Source organism: Paraburkholderia sp. BL17N1, assembly GCF_003634175.1.
GTDB lineage: Bacteria > Pseudomonadota > Gammaproteobacteria > Burkholderiales > Burkholderiaceae > Paraburkholderia.
In genome coordinates this window covers 1,409,775-1,426,265 of record NZ_RBIW01000001.1, presented here as the reverse complement: position 1 = coordinate 1,426,265, position 16,491 = coordinate 1,409,775, and the positions used below count along the sequence as shown (strand labels likewise).

The window sequence follows — 16,491 nt, the reverse complement described above, 5'->3', positions numbered from 1 at the left end:
CGATCAGACAGCCCAAACATCATTTCTTCTTCGCTTTCTTCGCCGACGTTTTGCCCTTGGCCGCCGACTTCCCGGACTTGCTCTTCTCCTTCTCCGGCGCCGCCAGCATCGTGCCGCGGCACTTGCGCGCGCCGCAACGGCATTCGTATTCCTTCTTGAGCTTCTTGGTCTGACGCGCGTCGATCACGAGGCCGTAATCGTAAAAGACCTCCTCGCCTTCCGCGATATCGCGCAATGCATGCACGTATACGTGACCGTCGATTTCTTCGGCTTCGCAGTTCGGCGCGCAGGAATGGTTGATCCAGCGCGCGCTATTGCCGTTCACTTTGCCGTCGATGACCTTGCCGCTGTCGAGTGCAAAATAGAACGTGTGATTCGGCTCGGCCGGATTATGCGGATGACGGCGCAGCGCTTCTTTCCAGGAGATCCGCTCGCCTTTGTATTCGATCAGGCGCTCGCCGGCCGCAATCGGTTCGAGGGCAAACACGCCTTTGCCGTGCACACCCGAACGGCGCACGGCGATCCTGCGTGAACTCATTGAATGAATCCTTGTGAAGAACTGGGGGTGAAGTTTGGCAGCCGTCGAAGATGCCCGCGTCTCGCGCGCTGCTTTTTTCTGCCGCGGATAGCAAACGCGGCGCCTTGCGAGCGCCGCGTCGACCTGCGACGCACGTGCGCCACAACCGGCATCCTACACGCTGACGACGGCTTCGTTCAACCGTCAAAAAGACGCGCGCCGATGACGGCTGGCCAACTTCACCGTTGTCCGAACGAAATGTCGCCGAACAATGCCTTTTGCTCGCGCGGTTGCGAACGCCAGTACTGCGGCGGCGCTTCGACCGTCGCGCCGAGTTGCGCCGCGGCGTGCCACGGCCAACGCGGGTTGTACAGCAACGCGCGGGCCATCGCGATCAGGTCGGCGTCGCCGTCTTCGATCAGTTGTTCGGCATGCAACGGGTCGGTGATGAGGCCCACGCCGATGGTCGTAAGGCCGGTTGCTTTCTTAACCGCCTTGGCAAAGGGGATCTGATAACCCGGTTCAAGCGGAATCTTCTGCAACGGCGAGACGCCGCCGGACGACACGTCGATCCAGTCGCAGCCGCGCTTTTTCAGCTCCTGTGCGAACGCGATGGTGTCTTCCAGCGTCCAGCCGCCTTCGACCCAGTCCGTCGCGGAGACACGCACGCCGACCGGTTTGTCGGCGGGAAAGGCAGCGCGCACGATATCGAAGATTTCAAGCGGAAAGCGCATGCGGTTTTCCAGCGAGCCGCCGTAGTCGTCATCGCGCTGATTGGCGATGGGCGAGAGGAACTGATGCAGCAGATAGCCGTGCGCCGCGTGCACTTCCAGCCCATCGACACCGAGCCGCGCGGCACGGCGAGCCGAGGCCGCGAATGCTTCGCGGATGCGGTTCAGCGCCGGTGTGTCGAGCGCCAGCGGCGGTTCTTCGCCGGCCTTGTGCGGCAACGCGGACGGCGCGAGCGGCAGCCATCCGCCTTGCGACACCGGAATCAGCTGGCCGCCTTCCCACGGCGCGTGGCTCGACGCCTTGCGCCCGGCGTGCGACAACTGCATCGTGACCTTGATGTGCGAATGCTTGCGGATCGCGGCCAGCACGGGCACAAGCGCGGCTTCGGTGACGTCGTCCCACAGGCCGAGATCGCCTGGTGTGATGCGGCCGTCCGGCTCGACCGAGGTCGCCTCGATGCACAGCATGCCGGCACCGGATAACGCCATGCTGCCGAGATGGATCATGTGCCACGCGGTTGCCTCGCCACGGTCGGCGGAATACTGGCACATGGGGGACACGACGATACGATTGGGAAGCGTCACGCTACGCAGCGTGAGCGGAGAAAAAAGCGCGCTCATGGATTACGCCCAGTAGAAACCCGAGAGCGATCGAGCATAGCACCGCAAGTGATTTAGTGCTGGCCCATAGCCATTCAGGGTTTCGCCTCGACCTGATCGAGCCACTCGCCGAACATCCGGCACGCGGCGGCTTCGAGCGCGGGACCGAACTTCGCGGTCTCGGCCCGCAACTGGCGCGCGTCGATGCCGTGGCCAACCAGTTCACCCGCATTGCCGATCAGCCATGGCTCGAAGCGATCCGTCCGGATCTCCGGATGACACTGCAGACCCAGCACATGATTGCCCCAGGCGAACGCCTGGTTCTCGCAAGCCGGTGTCGACGCAAGCCGCGTTGCCTTGTCAGGCAGATCGAACGTATCGCCGTGCCAATGCAGCATGGAGGTCTGCGCACCGTCCAGATGACGGACTGGCGAAGCGCGGCCGGCGTCGGTCAGCGTAAGCGGCGACCAGCCGAGCTCGGTTCGACCCGCGGGATAGACGCGAGCGCCAAGAGCACGCGCGATCAATTGAGCGCCGAGGCAGATGCCGAGAGTCGGCAAACCCGCCGCGATGCGTTTTTCGATCATGGACAGCAACGGCACGAGGGTCGGATAAAGCGCGTCGTCGGTTGCGCTGATCGGGCCGCCGAGCACCACCATCAGCGATGCGGAAACCGGATTCGGCGCTTCGATGCGGGCAAAGCCCACGTCGAGATAGCGGACCGGGCGCCCGCGCTCGCCGAGCACCAATTCAAGACTGCCCAGATCCTCGAAGTGCACGTGGCGAATGGCCAGAACTTCGCGATTCATCGGCCTGTCCCACCTTCAGGTTGACTAAAGACTCGCCGCCACGCGGCACCAGTCGGCTGACGGGCGGCAAACGCCGCCCGCTGAAGCCGGCTTGGCAGTGTAGCGGATTGTCCCGGAAGAAGCCGCCTTATTGGGCGAAGATCTTCCAGGTCTTCTTCTGGGTGGCGACGTCGGCCATCTCATACACCGAGCAGTCGAGGCGCAGATCCGTATCCGACATGTTCAGATCGAGCAACGCGCAATGATGCGGCGTCTTCTTCGGGTTCTTGCTCGGCTCGAAATGCGTGCAGCTCAGACACATGCGGTGCGGCGGAATCGTGCCTTGCGCTTCCAGCTGATGAACCGTCTTGAGCAGCGTGCGATAGAACACAGCCTGCTCGTCCTCACGCAGCGTGCCGACCGCCTTGGCCAGGAAGTCCGGCCATTGCGCCGCGCGCTTCGCAGCCGTACGGCCACGAGCCGTCAGGCGGACCGCGAGGGCACGGCCGTCGTCCAGGGCACGGCGCTTTTCGACCAGCCCTTTGGTTTCGAGCGTGCTGACTGCATCACTTGTCGTCGCGGCGGTGAGCGCCGTTTCGCGGGCAATTTCGCCGAGACGCATCGGGCCTTTGCGCTGCATCAGCAAGACCAGAATTTCGCCCTGGGTGGGTGTCAGGCCAGCGCCCTCCGCCCATTCCCAAGCCTGGCTCCGCATCGCCGTGCTCAATCGCAATAGGCTGTGGGTCACCCGCCCGGTCGCCTGTTCTCCGTATACGCCTTCGCTCATAATCTTCGATTGGTTTATTTACAGCTTTCGTACGACGCCGGCGAACTGCTTGCCGACCGCGCCCGTAGCCTGTGTGGGGTAGCCTCGCCCAACTGCGGACAAGACGGTTTTCTACTATCTCAAAAATTTACCGCCTTGCAAGGCAAAGCAGCGGAAACGACATTCTATGCGAGAGCGGCGAATCGTACAGCTAAGTTATCCAACCCAAGTTGTGGATAACCACGGGAAAACTCAGGGATGGCTTGTGCGCCGATTCTTGATAAGCACCCAAGCCTGATCCGCGTGTCACAAAGTTGTCCTCGTATACCGGCGCCGATGCACCCTCGATCAGCGCAGTTATGGTTTACGCAGCACGTTGACTTTGCAGGGAATTATTCAGTTGTCCACAGGCAGATGCAATGCTTGTTAACTACTACTACGTTTGTATACATTAACGGTATAAAAACCTAAGGCACGCCGAGCTGGAAAATTAATTTATTGAAAAAAACCCGCTCGAGGCGGGTTTCCTTACGATTTCACGCGGGCCATCAGCCCGCGGTCAGGCCCGCCACTGCAAACACTGCTGCCTGACGGCTTCATGCAGAGACTTTTCCCGTTCGACGACACCGCGTAACCAGGTTGCATCATTCACCTGACCGCGAGCGATCGCGCCGATCTCGGCAAGCGCATTGCCCGAACCCAACGCTTCGGCGTGCGGAGCAATCAGATCCAATGTTTCGAGGATGTCTTCGGAAATCGTCTTGCGCTCGCCCGTTTGCGGATTGATGCAGGTCCCGGCCAGGCCGAAGCGGCATGCTTCGAAACGATTGAACGTGTAGACGAGGTAATCGTCTTCTTGCGGCGTGATCGGTTTGTCGAGCAGCAGATGCCTGGCAAGCGTCTGGATGTAGCAGGCAATCGCCGCCGCGCGATCCACGGACAACGGCGTGTCCATCACACGAACTTCGATCGTGCCGAAACCCGGCTTCGGCCGGATGTCCCAGTAGAAATCTTTCATGCTGTTGACGACGCCGGTGTGGACCATCTTCGAGAAATATTCCTCGAAACTGTCCCACGTCAGGACGAACGGCGCGCGGCCCGACAGCGGGAACGCGAACACGGAATTCAGTCGTGCCGAATGAAAACCGGTATCGACACCCTGCACGAACGGCGACGACGCGGACAACGCAATGAAATGCGGAATGAAGCGCGACATGGAATGCAGCAGATAGAGCGCACTGTTCGGATCCGGGCAGCCGATATGCACGTGCTGGCCGAACACCGTGAATTGCTTGGCAAGATAGCCGTACAACTCGGAGAGATACTGAAAACGCGGCGTATCGACGATCTGCCGCTCGCTCCATTGCTGGAACGCGTGCGTGCCGCCGCCGCACAAACCGACGTTCAGATGATCCGCCGCGGAGACCAGCGTGTCGCGAATCTTGCGCAAGTCGGCGACGGCCTGCTCATGTGTCGTGCAAATGCCGGTCGACAACTCAATCATGCTTTCGGTGATTTCCGGCGTGATGTTGCCGGGGATCTTTTCGTCCTTGATGAGGCGCAGCAGATCCGAGCCGGCTTTGGTCAGATCATAGTCATGCGTATTGACGATCTGCATCTCGAGTTCGACGCCGAAGGTGAACGGTTTCGAATCGATGAAGGGTTCGAGTGACATGGCGTCCCCTGAGTCAGGTCGGCCGGGCATGGGTCACATGCCCGGCCGTTTTGGAATCGAATATAAGTTGCAAAAAGCGTGTGAAACATCGAGCTTCGAGCAGCACAACGCGCTCTTTGCCTCGCGCTTGCTATTCGCGCCGTTCAGCGACCAGCGCCAGGCTGCGATAGACGAGCCACGGCCCGAGAATCTGCAGCACGAAAATGGAACACATCACGATCGCGCGCAGTTGCGGGTCGAAGTTCGGATACAGGTTGTAAGTGTCGTCGACCAGCAGATACGCGAGCGCCGACATCGGCGATAAGGATAGACCGAGCGCCATCCCCTGCTTCCAGTTCAAGCCGCTCGGCTTGGCGAACGCCAGCACGCCCACCAGTTTCGCCACGAGGCGCGCAACAATCAGACCCAGCGCCGCGACGCCGCCGAGCGCGATGTCTTTCCATTCGAACGAAGTCAGCGTCAGCACGAACAGAATCACGGTCAACAACCAGCCGGCCGTGCCGAAGTGCTCGGGCCACAACTGCGGACGCGCTTCATGATTCTTCACGATGATGCCCGCGGCCAGCAACGCAAGAATGGTCGACAGCTTGAACAGATGCGCGACCGCGATGGCCAGCAGCACGAGGCCGAACAGCGCGACGAACGAGTGCTCGTCCTGCATGTTCAACCGTCGATAAAAGAATGTGCAGGTACGCGCGAGCAGATACGCGAGCACGAGCGAGCCGACCAGCAGATAAAGCGGCTGCAGGATGGTCGCGAATACGTTGCCGTACATCTCCTGATGCAGCCAGCTCGATACGAGCTTCTCGATCACCACGGCATACATGCTGTTCAGCGCGGTCAGGGTCAGCAGACGCTGGGTGACCTGGCCTTCCGCGCGCAATTCCGTTTTCAGCTGAATCACCATGGCCGGCGACGTTGCCATGGCAATCGCGGCGAGCACGGTTGCCACCATCAGCGGCACGTTGAGGAACAGCAAAACCGGCAACACGAGCGCGAAAGTCAGCGTGGCTTCGGCGACGCTCGACAGAATCAGCCACGGATTCCGACGGATCCAGCGCAAATCGAGCCGGCTGCCGAGTTCGAACAGCAACAAACCGAGCGCGACATCGAGCAGCGGCCGCGCGGCGCTCGCGGAATCCGCGTCGATCACGCCCGATCCGGCCGCACCGGCGATCAGACCAATCACCGCATAACCGGAAATGCGCGGTAAACGCCACGCGCGATAGCACAGCTCACCGCACAGGCCGGCGGCGAGCAATGCGAGACCAGCCCAAAAAATGGCGTCGGGTGAAAGCGGCCAGGCTGGAAAAAATGAAAACGCCGAATTCATCGTAATGGGTTCTCCTTAGCAGCAACGGCAGGCGACACGAACCGGCACGAAAACCGGCGAGCGGGGTGGGCACATGAAGCGCTCACTGTCGCGATCGCTTCGCGCGGCCAGCGTTGCGAGTTTTTCAACGATCGGATGATCTGAATGCCCGGCAGCAGTAAGGAACCTGGCGCATTCGGGGTGCGGCCGTAGCAACCGGCACGGTGATAGAGCGCCGTCGACTTTGAATCAGATTCTGATTGAGCGGCACCGTTCCGTTTGCTGCGTGTGCCGCTGTAGAGACAGGGCACGACGCGGAAAAGAACGGCGATTGTGCCATAGCTTTTTCAGCCTTGACCGAAAAGGCGCGAACATGCTGGCAAAACGGTAAAAACGTACGTTATCTCGCTGGCGTGAGGAAAAACCGACCGTTTTCAGAGCGAATCAGGCCTGTCAAATGGCTAGTTTGATCGCGACAGATGTGCTTTTCGGGACATCGCGGCGGGAGTTTTGCACGGGTTCAGAAGCGGTCCGAGCTATGCCGATAGCTCTGCAGCCGCCACGGTCTTTCTGTTTACAGGTTTACCGTATGTATACGTAGTAACAGTTAACAAGGTGCCTCGGTTTCTGTGGATAACTCCTGTTTACCGAAACGAATCATCGCTTTGCCGACGGCATAACCGGATGCACAGCATGTGCGGGAGCGGCGCGTATACAAGGGTAACTTTTGGCGATTTTCGGCGACGGCCAAGTTACCCCGTTTACGTCCACAACGGTTCCACACCTGTTGCGCCGGTAAACCAAGCGGTTATCCACAACTTTCAGTGGATAACTCATCTGGCGAACCGGCTGGGCGGGGCCTGCGGTTAACTCACCGTTCCCTGACGCAATGCGCGCAACAGGAAGCGCGCCGGGTCGATGTCTTCAGCCAGATCCCGTTCGAGCGGCCAAGGTTCGCCTTCGAGTTGCGAGGCGATCAGTTCCGCGCCGAGCGCCGCCCATACGAGGCCTCGTGAACCGTACGCAAAGGCGCCGTAGACGCCGTCCGTCCGTGGCAGATCAAGCGGCCACGCGCCGCGCAGACGCGGGGCGTCGAGGGCAGCCTGCGCTTCGTCGGCAAGCTGACCGATCATCGGCATGCGATCGCTGGCGACGCAGCGGAACGCGACGCGTCCCGCGAAGTCCGCCGATTTAGCCCGTTCGACGACATCCCCGAACGCCGGCAGCATCTGCGCGACGCGCTCAAGGTTTTCCTTGTGGCCGTCCGCGCGCAACGATGTGTCGGGGTCGTCGAGTTCATACGTGGCGCCGGTCAACGTGACACCGTCCGCCAGCGGCACAGCGTAGCCTTCGCCGATGACGGGCATCTGAAGCGGCGGCAGCACGGTGCCGGCTGGCAGCAAAGTGAGTTGACCGCGAATGCTGCGAGTCGGAGCATGCTGCAAACCGGCGATGCGCGCGGCATCGTGTGCAGTGGCGACGATAACCACCGGCGCACGCACGATGACATCGCCCGACGTATCGAATACGGTCCATTGACCACCGGACCGCTCGATTCGCGCGACGTCCACACCGAAGCGGCGCTCCAGTAGTGAACCCGCCGCCGCACACTGCGCGGCGCATAGCGACGCCGGGTCGATCCAGCCACCGTGTGGAAAGAACCATCCACCGCGCGCGAGCGGCATGCCGGCGAGCCGCTGCGCTTCATCTAAAGAGACGGGCGTGACGTAGTCGGACGGATAGCCGAATGCAGCGATCGCTTCGCTGATCGAGCGGGCTTCGTCTTCGTCTGCGGCGATCTGCAATAGGCCTTGGCCGCCGCGCAACGGCGCGTGACCGAGCCGCTCAAGCGCGGTCCAACGGCTGAGCGCGTACAGAAAGCCGGCGCGCGTGACGCGCGAGGCGACGCTGTCGTCGCGCGAAATCATGGGATGGAACACGCCGGCCGGATTGCCCGATGCCTCCTGCGCCACCGAAGCGTGCCGCTCCAGCGACGTGACGCGCCAGCCGCGCGCGGCGAGCCGTTCGATCACGGCGCAGCCGGCCAGCCCCGCGCCGATCACCACCGCATGCCTTTCGTCGACCGCGAGCGGCGTCGGCGGCTCGTGACGGCGCACGCGCCAGCGCGGCGCGAAATGGCCGACCAGCATGGCCCGTTTCCAGCCGAAGCCGTCCACCTTGCGGTACTCGAAGCCGCATTGCGTCAACGCGCGCTTGATGTCGCCAGCGCTACTGTAAGTGGCGAACGTGGCGCCCTCGCCTGCCAGCCGCGCGAGCGCCTTGAAGATCATCGGAGTCCAGAGGTCAGGATTCCTGGCGGGCGCGAAGCCGTCGAGATAAAACGCATCGGCGCGCAGCCTCAAGGCCGGCAGGCGCTCCTGCGCATCGCCGAAAACGAGCGTGAGCACCACGCGCCCTTCATCGAATTCGAGCCGATGCGTGCCGGGAACGAGCATCGGCCAGGCGTTCGCGAGCGCTTGCGCGAGGGCGGCAATCTCGGGATCGGAAATCGTCGCTGCAACCGCCTTGCGTAAATCGCCGACGGTAAAGGGATGCTTCTCGGTCGACACGAAATGCAGCCGCTCGCAGCGCGACGGGTCGGCGCGCCACGCGGCCCAGGTCATCAGAAAATTGATGCCCATGCCGAAGCCGGTCTCCAGCACGGTGAAAATACGACGGCCCTGCCACCGATCGGGCAGCGAATTGCCGTGCAGGAATACGTATCGAGCCTGTTCGAGACCGCCTACGGCGCTGTGATAAATGTCGTCGTATAGCGGCGAAAAAGGTGTGCCGTTGTCGCGAAAAGCGAGGCCGGCAGGGATCAGCGGATCGGTCATGCGCGACGGAAAATGACGCTCGGAAAAATGCCCCCGCACCTGTCGCTTCGCGCCAGGCCCCGCGAGGGAGATGAGAAAACTTGGGGCAAGCCGGCGTCTTCGCACACGCGGTCGAAGCTTGCCTTCCGCGCGCGCAGCTCGCCGGACGGCGAAAAAGACCCGCCGAACGTTGGCAAAAACCAACGCCAAGCCCCGTCCATACTAGGTTTCAGGCCTCGGTTGAAGGTTGCCGAGCGCAAAAATTGCGATTTCCTTGCGATATCGACCCCGGAACCGCGTAAATCTTCGAAACCCTTGTCCTGATTGGGTTTGCGCTGCGCTATCATAGCAAGCGCCGCGACGGGAGCGGCAGCACGGCCGACGGGCAGTCATCTGTCCGGCGCTATTGGTCCGGAGGGGATCCGGAGCCGGCGCTGCTCGACGGCGCGGCCCGCGCACGTATAATCGGCGCGTTCGCGCTGTTCGTGTCAACCTAAACTCAGAAAGGAACCTTAATGAACAAACAGGAACTGATCGACGCTGTCGCAGGACAGACGGGCGCCAGCAAGGCTCAAACCGGTGAAACGCTGGACACGTTGCTTGAAGTGATCAAGAAGTCTGTGTCGAAGGGTGATGCGGTCCAGTTGATCGGCTTCGGCAGCTTCGGTTCGGGCAAGCGCGCAGCGCGTACGGGTCGTAACCCCAAGACCGGCGAAACTATCAAGATTCCGGCCGCCAAGACCGTCAAGTTCACGGCTGGTAAGGCGTTCAAGGACGCAGTCAACAAGCGCTAAGCAGATTACTGCCAGGCAGTTGACACCCGCCAACGGCGGGTTTTTTTTCGCCCGCGCATTGGGGATGGGAAAGGCGCGACGGGCGTCGTGGCACGATTGCGCCGCGCGGCGAAGACCGTTCAGTTCAGTTCAGTCGTGACGATGCACGATCTCACCATGGCCATGACCGTCGTGATCGTGATCGTGATCGTGGTCATGATGATCGTGGTCATGATGATCGTGGTCGTCTTCGTCGAAGTCCCAGGCCGGGAACGGATCGGCGAACTGCTCCCACGCTTGCGGTCCCTGCGCGTATTCATCGTCGGTCAGCAGGCACGCGTCGAACTTCGCTTTCCAGATCGCGGCGTCGATGCCGACGCCGATCATCACCAGTTCCTGGCGACGGTCGCCGATATTCAGATCGTCCGGATCGCCGTACCAGTCCGCGGCGATTTCGGCGGCCAACTCGTCGTCGCCCTCGGGCCACTCGCTGCGATCCTGAGCGGCCCACCACATGCCCGCCGGACCGTGCCGGCAAGCACCGCCCGCCTGCGAAAGCGAACCGGCGATATCGTTACGCGTGGCGAGCCAGAAGAAGCCCTTGCTGCGCAATACACCCTTCCACTCCTGATGTAGCAACGCCCACAGGCGTGCCGGATGAAACGGCCGGCGCGCCCGGTAAATGAAATTGCCGATACCAAATTCGTCCGCCTCGCCGTGATGAGCATGACCGTGCTCGTGGTCATGCTCATGCTCATGGTTGAGCGATGTTAGCCAGCCCGGCGCGCTTGCCGCCTCGTCGAAATCGAAGCGGCCGGTGTTTAGCACCTGCTCAAGCGGCACGTCGCCAAAACGTGCGACTACTTGCACTGCGCGCGGGTTGATGCGGCCGAGAATGCGCTGCAGGCGCGTGAGTTCGTCCGCGCTCACCAGATCGGCCTTGTTGACCACCAGCACGTCGCAGAATTCGATCTGCTCGATCAGCAACTCAACCAGCGTGCGGTCGTCTTCCTCGGTCGCGGCGATGCCGCGCTCGGCAAGCGCGTCGGCCGAGCCGTAGTCGCGCAGGAAGTTGAACGCATCGACCACGGTCACCATTGTGTCGAGCCGCGCGACGTCGGCGAGCGACGCGCCTTCATCGTCGACGTAGGCGAAGGTCTCGGCGATCGGCATCGGCTCGGCCACGCCGGTCGATTCGATCAGGATCGCGTCGAAACGCTGCTCGCCGGCCAGCCGCTTGATCTCGACCCGCAGATCGTCGCGCAGCGTGCAGCAGATGCAGCCATTCGACAGCTCGACGAGTTGCTCCTCGACGTGAGAAAGCGCGGCGGCGTCGCGCACGAGGGTCGCGTCGATATTGACGGCGGCCAGATCGTTGACGATCACGGCCACGCGCAAACCCGCGCGATTCGCGAGGATGTGATTCAGGAGCGTGGTCTTGCCGGCGCCCAGAAAACCGGAGAGCACGGTGACGGGCAGTAGCGGCTGGTTCATCGCAGTACGGAGAAGCTAGGGGATTGGAAGGCACGCCGGGCGCGGCGCCGCATGACTGCGGACCGCAACGAGGTCGAGCCTCGGCGGCGGCACGAAGCCGCATTGTGCATCAAAATGGGCGGAGTTCGCGTGATGTGGCCGGATCAGCGCGCAGCCGGCATCAGATTCCATTTGCGCAGGATCGCGGCGATCTGCTGCGCGTACTTGTCGCGCAGCACCGGCGTTTCGGAGTGGTAGGCACCGATGGCCTGCCAGGTGTTGCCGTACTTGTTCATCTGACGGCGCAGATGCCACGCCGCTATATAGACGTTCTTGCACGGTTCCATCAGCGTGCCTTGCGAGATGCCATACTGGGCGAGCACGGGCAGATGGATCGAATTGATCTGCATCACGCCGTAGTCGGTCGAGCCATTTGCATTTTTATGCGTTGCGTCGGGACGATTGTGCGACTCCTGCCACGCAATTGCGCGCAGAATCAAGGGGTTGACCTTCTGATACTTCGCTGCTTCGTCAAAGCAATCGGCGCGTGCGGACCCTGCTGCTATCAGCATGGCAAGTCCCACGGCGACGGTGACGAAGCTTCGTTTCATCAGTCAAGACCACTAAGCAAAGCGCAAGAGTAAGGTTCAGTAAGGCATCGTATCGGCCATACTTCAGCCGCTGACGGTCGCCGGGCCACGCAGGCCGGAGGTTTGTCGGACATCGGGGAAAACCCGCGTCGGCAACCCGCAACCAGGGACTCGAACGGCTCGTATCATACCGGCAGGCAGACCCCCGTCAAGTTGGCTAACCGACATAAGGGAGCAGAAAACGAAGCGTTTTCGCGCCCAATCGTCTGACTTTCCGTTGGCTTTCAATTGTTTGACAGCAGGCGGCGATTTCTAGAGAAATCGCGCAAGACAGTTCGTTTTGTGACAAATCAGACATGAAAAACTGTTACTGTTCATTTTTTTCGGACATCGGACGGCGGCCGACGAGGGCGAAAATCGTCCGCGCGGCTGGCCGGCAGACCGTCAGGGCGGCGGCCTGCTCGCATGTCCGCACTGCATGACCGTCGACAGCTACGGCTGTCGGCATCGAAACCTTATTCCATGAGAAGAAATCGTATGGCTTTGCGTCGCGTCGCAACGGCGCTGCTGGTGGCTGGCTTGATCACCGCGCAGACAGCACAGGCACAGGTGACACTGAACTTCGTCAACGCGGACATCGACCAGGTGGCCAAGGCGATTGGAGCGGCAACCGGCAAAACGATCATCGTCGACCCGCGTGTGAAAGGTCAGTTGAATCTCGTGTCGGAGAACGCGGTGCCTGAAGATCAGGCACTGAAAACCTTGCAGTCCGCCTTGCGCATGCAGGGCTTCGCGCTCGTGCAGGACCACGGCGTACTGAAAGTCGTGCCCGAGGCCGACGCAAAGCTGCAAGGCGTGCCGACCTATGTCGGCAATACGCCTACGGCTCGCGGCGACCAGGTTGTCACGCAGGTATTCGTTCTGAAGAACGAATCGGCCAACAATCTGCTGCCGGTGCTGCGTCCGCTCATCTCGCCGAACAATACCGTCGCGGCCTACCCAGCCAACAACACGATTGTAGTCACTGACTACGCCGACAACGTGCGGCGTATTGCCCAGATCATCCAGGGCGTGGATTCCGCGGCGGGCCAGTCGGTATCGGTGGTGCAACTGAAGAACGCGAATGCGATCGACATCGCCACGCAACTCAACAAGATGCTCGACCCGGGTGCGATCGGCAGTACCGACGCGACGCTGAAGGTATCGGTCACCGCCGACCCGCGCACCAACTCGCTGCTGATCCGCGCGTCGAACGGCGCGCGCCTCGCGGCGGCGAAGACTCTGGCGAAAGAACTCGATACGCCGACCACCATGCCCGGCAACATTCACGTCGTGCCGCTGCGCAACGCGGACGCGACGAAGCTCGCGAAGACCTTGCGCGGCATGTTCGGCAAAGGCGGCGAGACCGGCTCGTCGAGCAACTCGAACGACGCGAATTCGTTCAACCAGAACAACACGGGGGGCATAGGCGGTAACAATTCGACGGGCTCGTCGGGTACGCCGCCGCTGCCGTCGGGCGGACTCGGCAGCAGCTCTCTGGCATCGCCGATGGGCGGCAGCGGCAGCGGCGGATACGGCGCGGGCGGTTCCAATAACGGCGGCTTCGGCAACGAGAAGGACAAGAGCGACGACAATCAGCAAGGCGGCATGATCCAGGCGGATTCCGCGACCAACTCGCTGATCATCACGGCGGCCGAGCCGGTGTACCGAAATCTGCGCGCGGTAATCGACCAGCTCGACGCACGTCGCGCGCAGGTCTATCTCGAGGCGTTGATCGTCGAGTTGAACTCGAACACGAGCGGCAACCTCGGCATTCAGTGGCAGGTGGCGAACAATTCGATCTTCGCCGGAACCAATCTGCAGACCGGCAGCAGCAACAGCATCGTCAATCTGACGGCGGCGGCTGTGGCGGCCGGGTCCACCGGCGGACTCGCCAGCGCGCTCGGAAGCGGGGCGCTCCAGCAAGGCCTGAATATCGGCTGGATTCACAACATCTTCGGTGTGCAAGGACTCGGCGCGCTGCTGCAGGCGCTGTCGCAGACCGCCGACGCGAACGTGCTGTCCACGCCTAATCTCATTACGCTCGACAACGAGGAAGCGAAGATCGTCGTCGGTACGAACGTGCCGATTCAGACGGGTTCATATTCGAATCTGACGAGCGCGACGGCGACTTCGGCGTTCAATACCTACGACCGCGTCGACGTCGGTCTGACGCTGCACGTGAAGCCGCAAATCACGGACGGTGGCATTCTCAAGCTGCAGCTCTACACGGAAGACTCGGCGATCGTCACTGGCACGAACAACGCGGCGACCAACCCGGCCGGCCCGGAATTCACCAAGCGTTCGATCCAGTCGACGGTGCTCGCCGATAACGGCGAGATCATCGTGCTGGGCGGCTTGATGCAGGACAACTACCAGGTCAGCAACAGCAAGGTGCCGCTGCTGGGCGATATTCCGTGGATCGGCCAGCTGTTCCGCTCGGAACAGAAGACCCGCAACAAGACCAACCTGATGGTGTTCCTGCGCCCTGTGATCATCAGCGATCGGGGTACGGCTCAGGCCGTGACGTCGAATCGCTACGACTACATCCAGGGCGTGCAGGGCGCGTACAAGCAGGACAACAACCTGATGAAGGACAACGACGATCCGGTGGTTCCGCCGATGCCGATCGGTCCGAGCCAGGGTGGGTCGCCCGCGATGAATCTGTTCGATCTCGACAAGATGCGCCGTCAACAGTTGGCGCCGCCGCCGGCCAACGGCGGAGCGCCCACGAATGGCGGCGCCGCTACCAACGGTAACGCCGTGCAGAGCAGCCCGGCCACCGTCGGGCCTGCCATACAGAGCAGCCCCGTCACCGTGACGCCGTCCACGGCGTCGCCTGGAGTGCGGCCGTGAGCACGCCGTCCACGCCGCCGTCAGCGTCTGCTACGCCAGCCGCAACGCGAGTTGGTGCCGCAACACTACCGCCCGCCGGCGTGACGGAGCATGCCGGGCGCGAGGCGCCCTCCGCCATCGCCGCGCGGCTCGTGCCGTACGGCTTTGCCCGTGCCGGCCAGATTCTGGTCGCGCATCAGCATGCGGACAGCCTCGAGGTCTGGATCAGCGAACGCACGAGCGACGCCGCGCTGTCCGAAGTAGCGCGTAACTTCGGCGCGGTGTCGATCGTACGGCTGCCCGCCGACGAGCTCACGCAAGCGATCAACCAGGCGTATGCGCGCCAGGACGGCAGCGCTGCGCAGGTGGTCGGCGAAGTGGAAGGCGAAGTCGATCTCTCGCGCCTGATGCAGGACATTCCCGAAGTGGAGGATCTGCTGGAGTCGGAAGACGACGCCCCGATCATCCGCATGATCAATGCGCTGCTCACGCAAGCGGCGCGCGAGCAGGCGTCGGATATTCATATCGAGCCGTTCGAGACTTCTTCCGTGGTGCGCTTTCGCGTCGACGGTACGTTGCGCGACGTCGTGCGGCCGAAGAAAGCGCTGCACGGCGCGCTGATCTCGCGGATCAAGATCATGGCGCAGCTCGATATCGCCGAAAAGCGTTTGCCGCAGGACGGCCGTATCACGCTGCGCGTGGGCGGCCGCCCGGTCGACGTGCGCGTCTCCACGCTGCCGACCGGTCACGGCGAACGCGCGGTGCTGCGTCTGCTGGAAAAAGACGCGTCGCGCCTGAACCTCGAAGCGCTCGGCATGGCGTCAGATACGCTCGGCAAGTTCGACAAGCTGATCGGCAGGCCGCACGGCATCGTGCTGGTGACCGGGCCGACCGGTTCCGGTAAAACGACCACGCTGTATGCGGCCATGTCACGGCTCGAAACCGCGACCACGAACATCATGACGGTCGAGGATCCGATCGAATACGACCTGTCGGGCATCGGCCAGACGCAGGTCAACGAACGGATCGGCATGACCTTCGCGCGGGCGTTGCGCTCGATTTTGCGGCAGGATCCGGACGTCATCATGATCGGTGAAATCCGCGACCTCGAAACCGCGCAGATCGCGGTGCAGGCGTCGTTGACGGGCCACCTTGTGCTGGCCACGCTGCACACGAACGACGCGGCATCCGCCGTGACGCGTCTGACCGACATGGGTGTCGAGCCGTATCTGCTGGCGTCGTCGCTGCTCGGCGTGCTGGCGCAGCGGCTCGTGCGGCGCCTGTGCCCGATATGCCGCGAAGAGCGTGTCGAGGAAGACGGCAGCGTGCGCTACCACCCGGTCGGTTGCGACCGGTGCGGCCATTCCGGTTATGCGGGACGCCGCGGCGTCTACGAATTGCTGCTGATCGACGACGACATCCGCACGCTGGTTCACCGCAACGCAGCCGACGCCGAGATTCTCGCGGCCGGCCGTGCGCAAGGCATGCGCACGCTGCGCGAAGATGCGGACCGCTGGCTCGCCTCCGGGCTGACATCGCTCGAAGAAGTGATCCGCGTCACGGGCGGAGCATAAGC

The 16,491-nt window shown here is 62.3% G+C and carries 12 protein-coding genes; 3 read left to right on the top strand and 9 right to left on the bottom strand.

The window, feature by feature from the left end; translation table 11 throughout:
• Window positions 1–19: 19 nt before the first annotated feature.
• From B0G82_RS06205 to mnmC, 7 genes are all read right to left on the bottom strand, one after another.
• Window positions 20–538 carry an SET domain-containing protein-lysine N-methyltransferase gene (locus tag B0G82_RS06205; protein ID WP_121306959.1) on the bottom strand — a complete coding sequence of 173 codons (519 nt, stop codon included), beginning with the start codon at window positions 536–538 and terminating at the stop codon, window positions 20–22.
• Between the two features lie 218 nt (window positions 539–756).
• Window positions 757–1,869, bottom strand: a complete 1,113-nt coding sequence (locus B0G82_RS06200; protein WP_116118581.1) for an NADH:flavin oxidoreductase/NADH oxidase — start codon at window positions 1,867–1,869, stop codon at window positions 757–759.
• A 74-nt stretch (window positions 1,870–1,943) separates the two neighbouring features.
• Window positions 1,944–2,657, bottom strand: coding sequence for a glutamine amidotransferase (locus tag B0G82_RS06195; protein ID WP_106284895.1), 714 nt, complete (start codon window positions 2,655–2,657; stop codon window positions 1,944–1,946).
• 127 nt (window positions 2,658–2,784) lie between these two features.
• Entirely contained in the window at window positions 2,785–3,423 is a 639-nt protein-coding gene (locus B0G82_RS06190; protein ID WP_106284896.1) for a MarR family winged helix-turn-helix transcriptional regulator, read from the bottom strand.
• Between the two features lie 538 nt (window positions 3,424–3,961).
• Window positions 3,962–5,077 (bottom strand): YbdK family carboxylate-amine ligase, encoded by a 1,116-nt coding sequence (locus B0G82_RS06185; RefSeq protein WP_106284897.1) that lies wholly within the window; start codon window positions 5,075–5,077, stop codon window positions 3,962–3,964.
• Between the two features lie 130 nt (window positions 5,078–5,207).
• On the bottom strand, window positions 5,208–6,410 hold the full coding sequence (locus B0G82_RS06180; RefSeq protein WP_106284898.1) for a cation:proton antiporter: 1,203 nt from the start codon (window positions 6,408–6,410) through the stop codon (window positions 5,208–5,210).
• An 845-nt stretch (window positions 6,411–7,255) separates the two neighbouring features.
• Window positions 7,256–9,226: a bifunctional tRNA (5-methylaminomethyl-2-thiouridine)(34)-methyltransferase MnmD/FAD-dependent 5-carboxymethylaminomethyl-2-thiouridine(34) oxidoreductase MnmC gene (mnmC, locus tag B0G82_RS06175; RefSeq protein ID WP_121306958.1), complete on the bottom strand. Its 1,971-nt coding sequence runs from the start codon at window positions 9,224–9,226 to the stop codon at window positions 7,256–7,258.
• Between the two features lie 494 nt (window positions 9,227–9,720).
• On the opposite strand from mnmC, the gene B0G82_RS06170 reads away from it, so the two are divergent.
• Entirely contained in the window at window positions 9,721–9,999 is a 279-nt protein-coding gene (locus B0G82_RS06170) for an HU family DNA-binding protein (RefSeq protein ID WP_006050811.1), read from the top strand.
• A 129-nt stretch (window positions 10,000–10,128) separates the two neighbouring features.
• Here B0G82_RS06170 and B0G82_RS06165 read toward each other — a convergent pair whose 3' ends face one another.
• Together B0G82_RS06165 and B0G82_RS06160 are read right to left on the bottom strand one after the other, a co-directional pair.
• Window positions 10,129–11,472: a GTP-binding protein gene (locus tag B0G82_RS06165; RefSeq protein WP_121306957.1), complete on the bottom strand. Its 1,344-nt coding sequence runs from the start codon at window positions 11,470–11,472 to the stop codon at window positions 10,129–10,131.
• Between the two features lie 143 nt (window positions 11,473–11,615).
• A complete protein-coding gene (locus tag B0G82_RS06160) occupies window positions 11,616–12,062 on the bottom strand; it encodes a lytic transglycosylase domain-containing protein (protein WP_116143534.1) in 447 nt (148 codons plus the stop codon).
• Between the two features lie 516 nt (window positions 12,063–12,578).
• Between B0G82_RS06160 and gspD the strand changes: the two genes are divergently transcribed.
• Both gspD and gspE read left to right on the top strand, forming a co-directional pair.
• Window positions 12,579–14,936 carry a type II secretion system secretin GspD gene (gspD, locus tag B0G82_RS06155; protein WP_116143532.1) on the top strand — a complete coding sequence of 786 codons (2,358 nt, stop codon included), beginning with the start codon at window positions 12,579–12,581 and terminating at the stop codon, window positions 14,934–14,936.
• Complete coding sequence (gspE, locus tag B0G82_RS06150; protein WP_116143530.1) at window positions 14,933–16,489, top strand: type II secretion system ATPase GspE; 1,557 nt, start codon at window positions 14,933–14,935, stop codon at window positions 16,487–16,489. The genes gspD and gspE overlap by 4 nt, the downstream gene beginning before the upstream one ends.
• The last annotated feature ends 2 nt before the right edge of the window (window positions 16,490–16,491 follow it).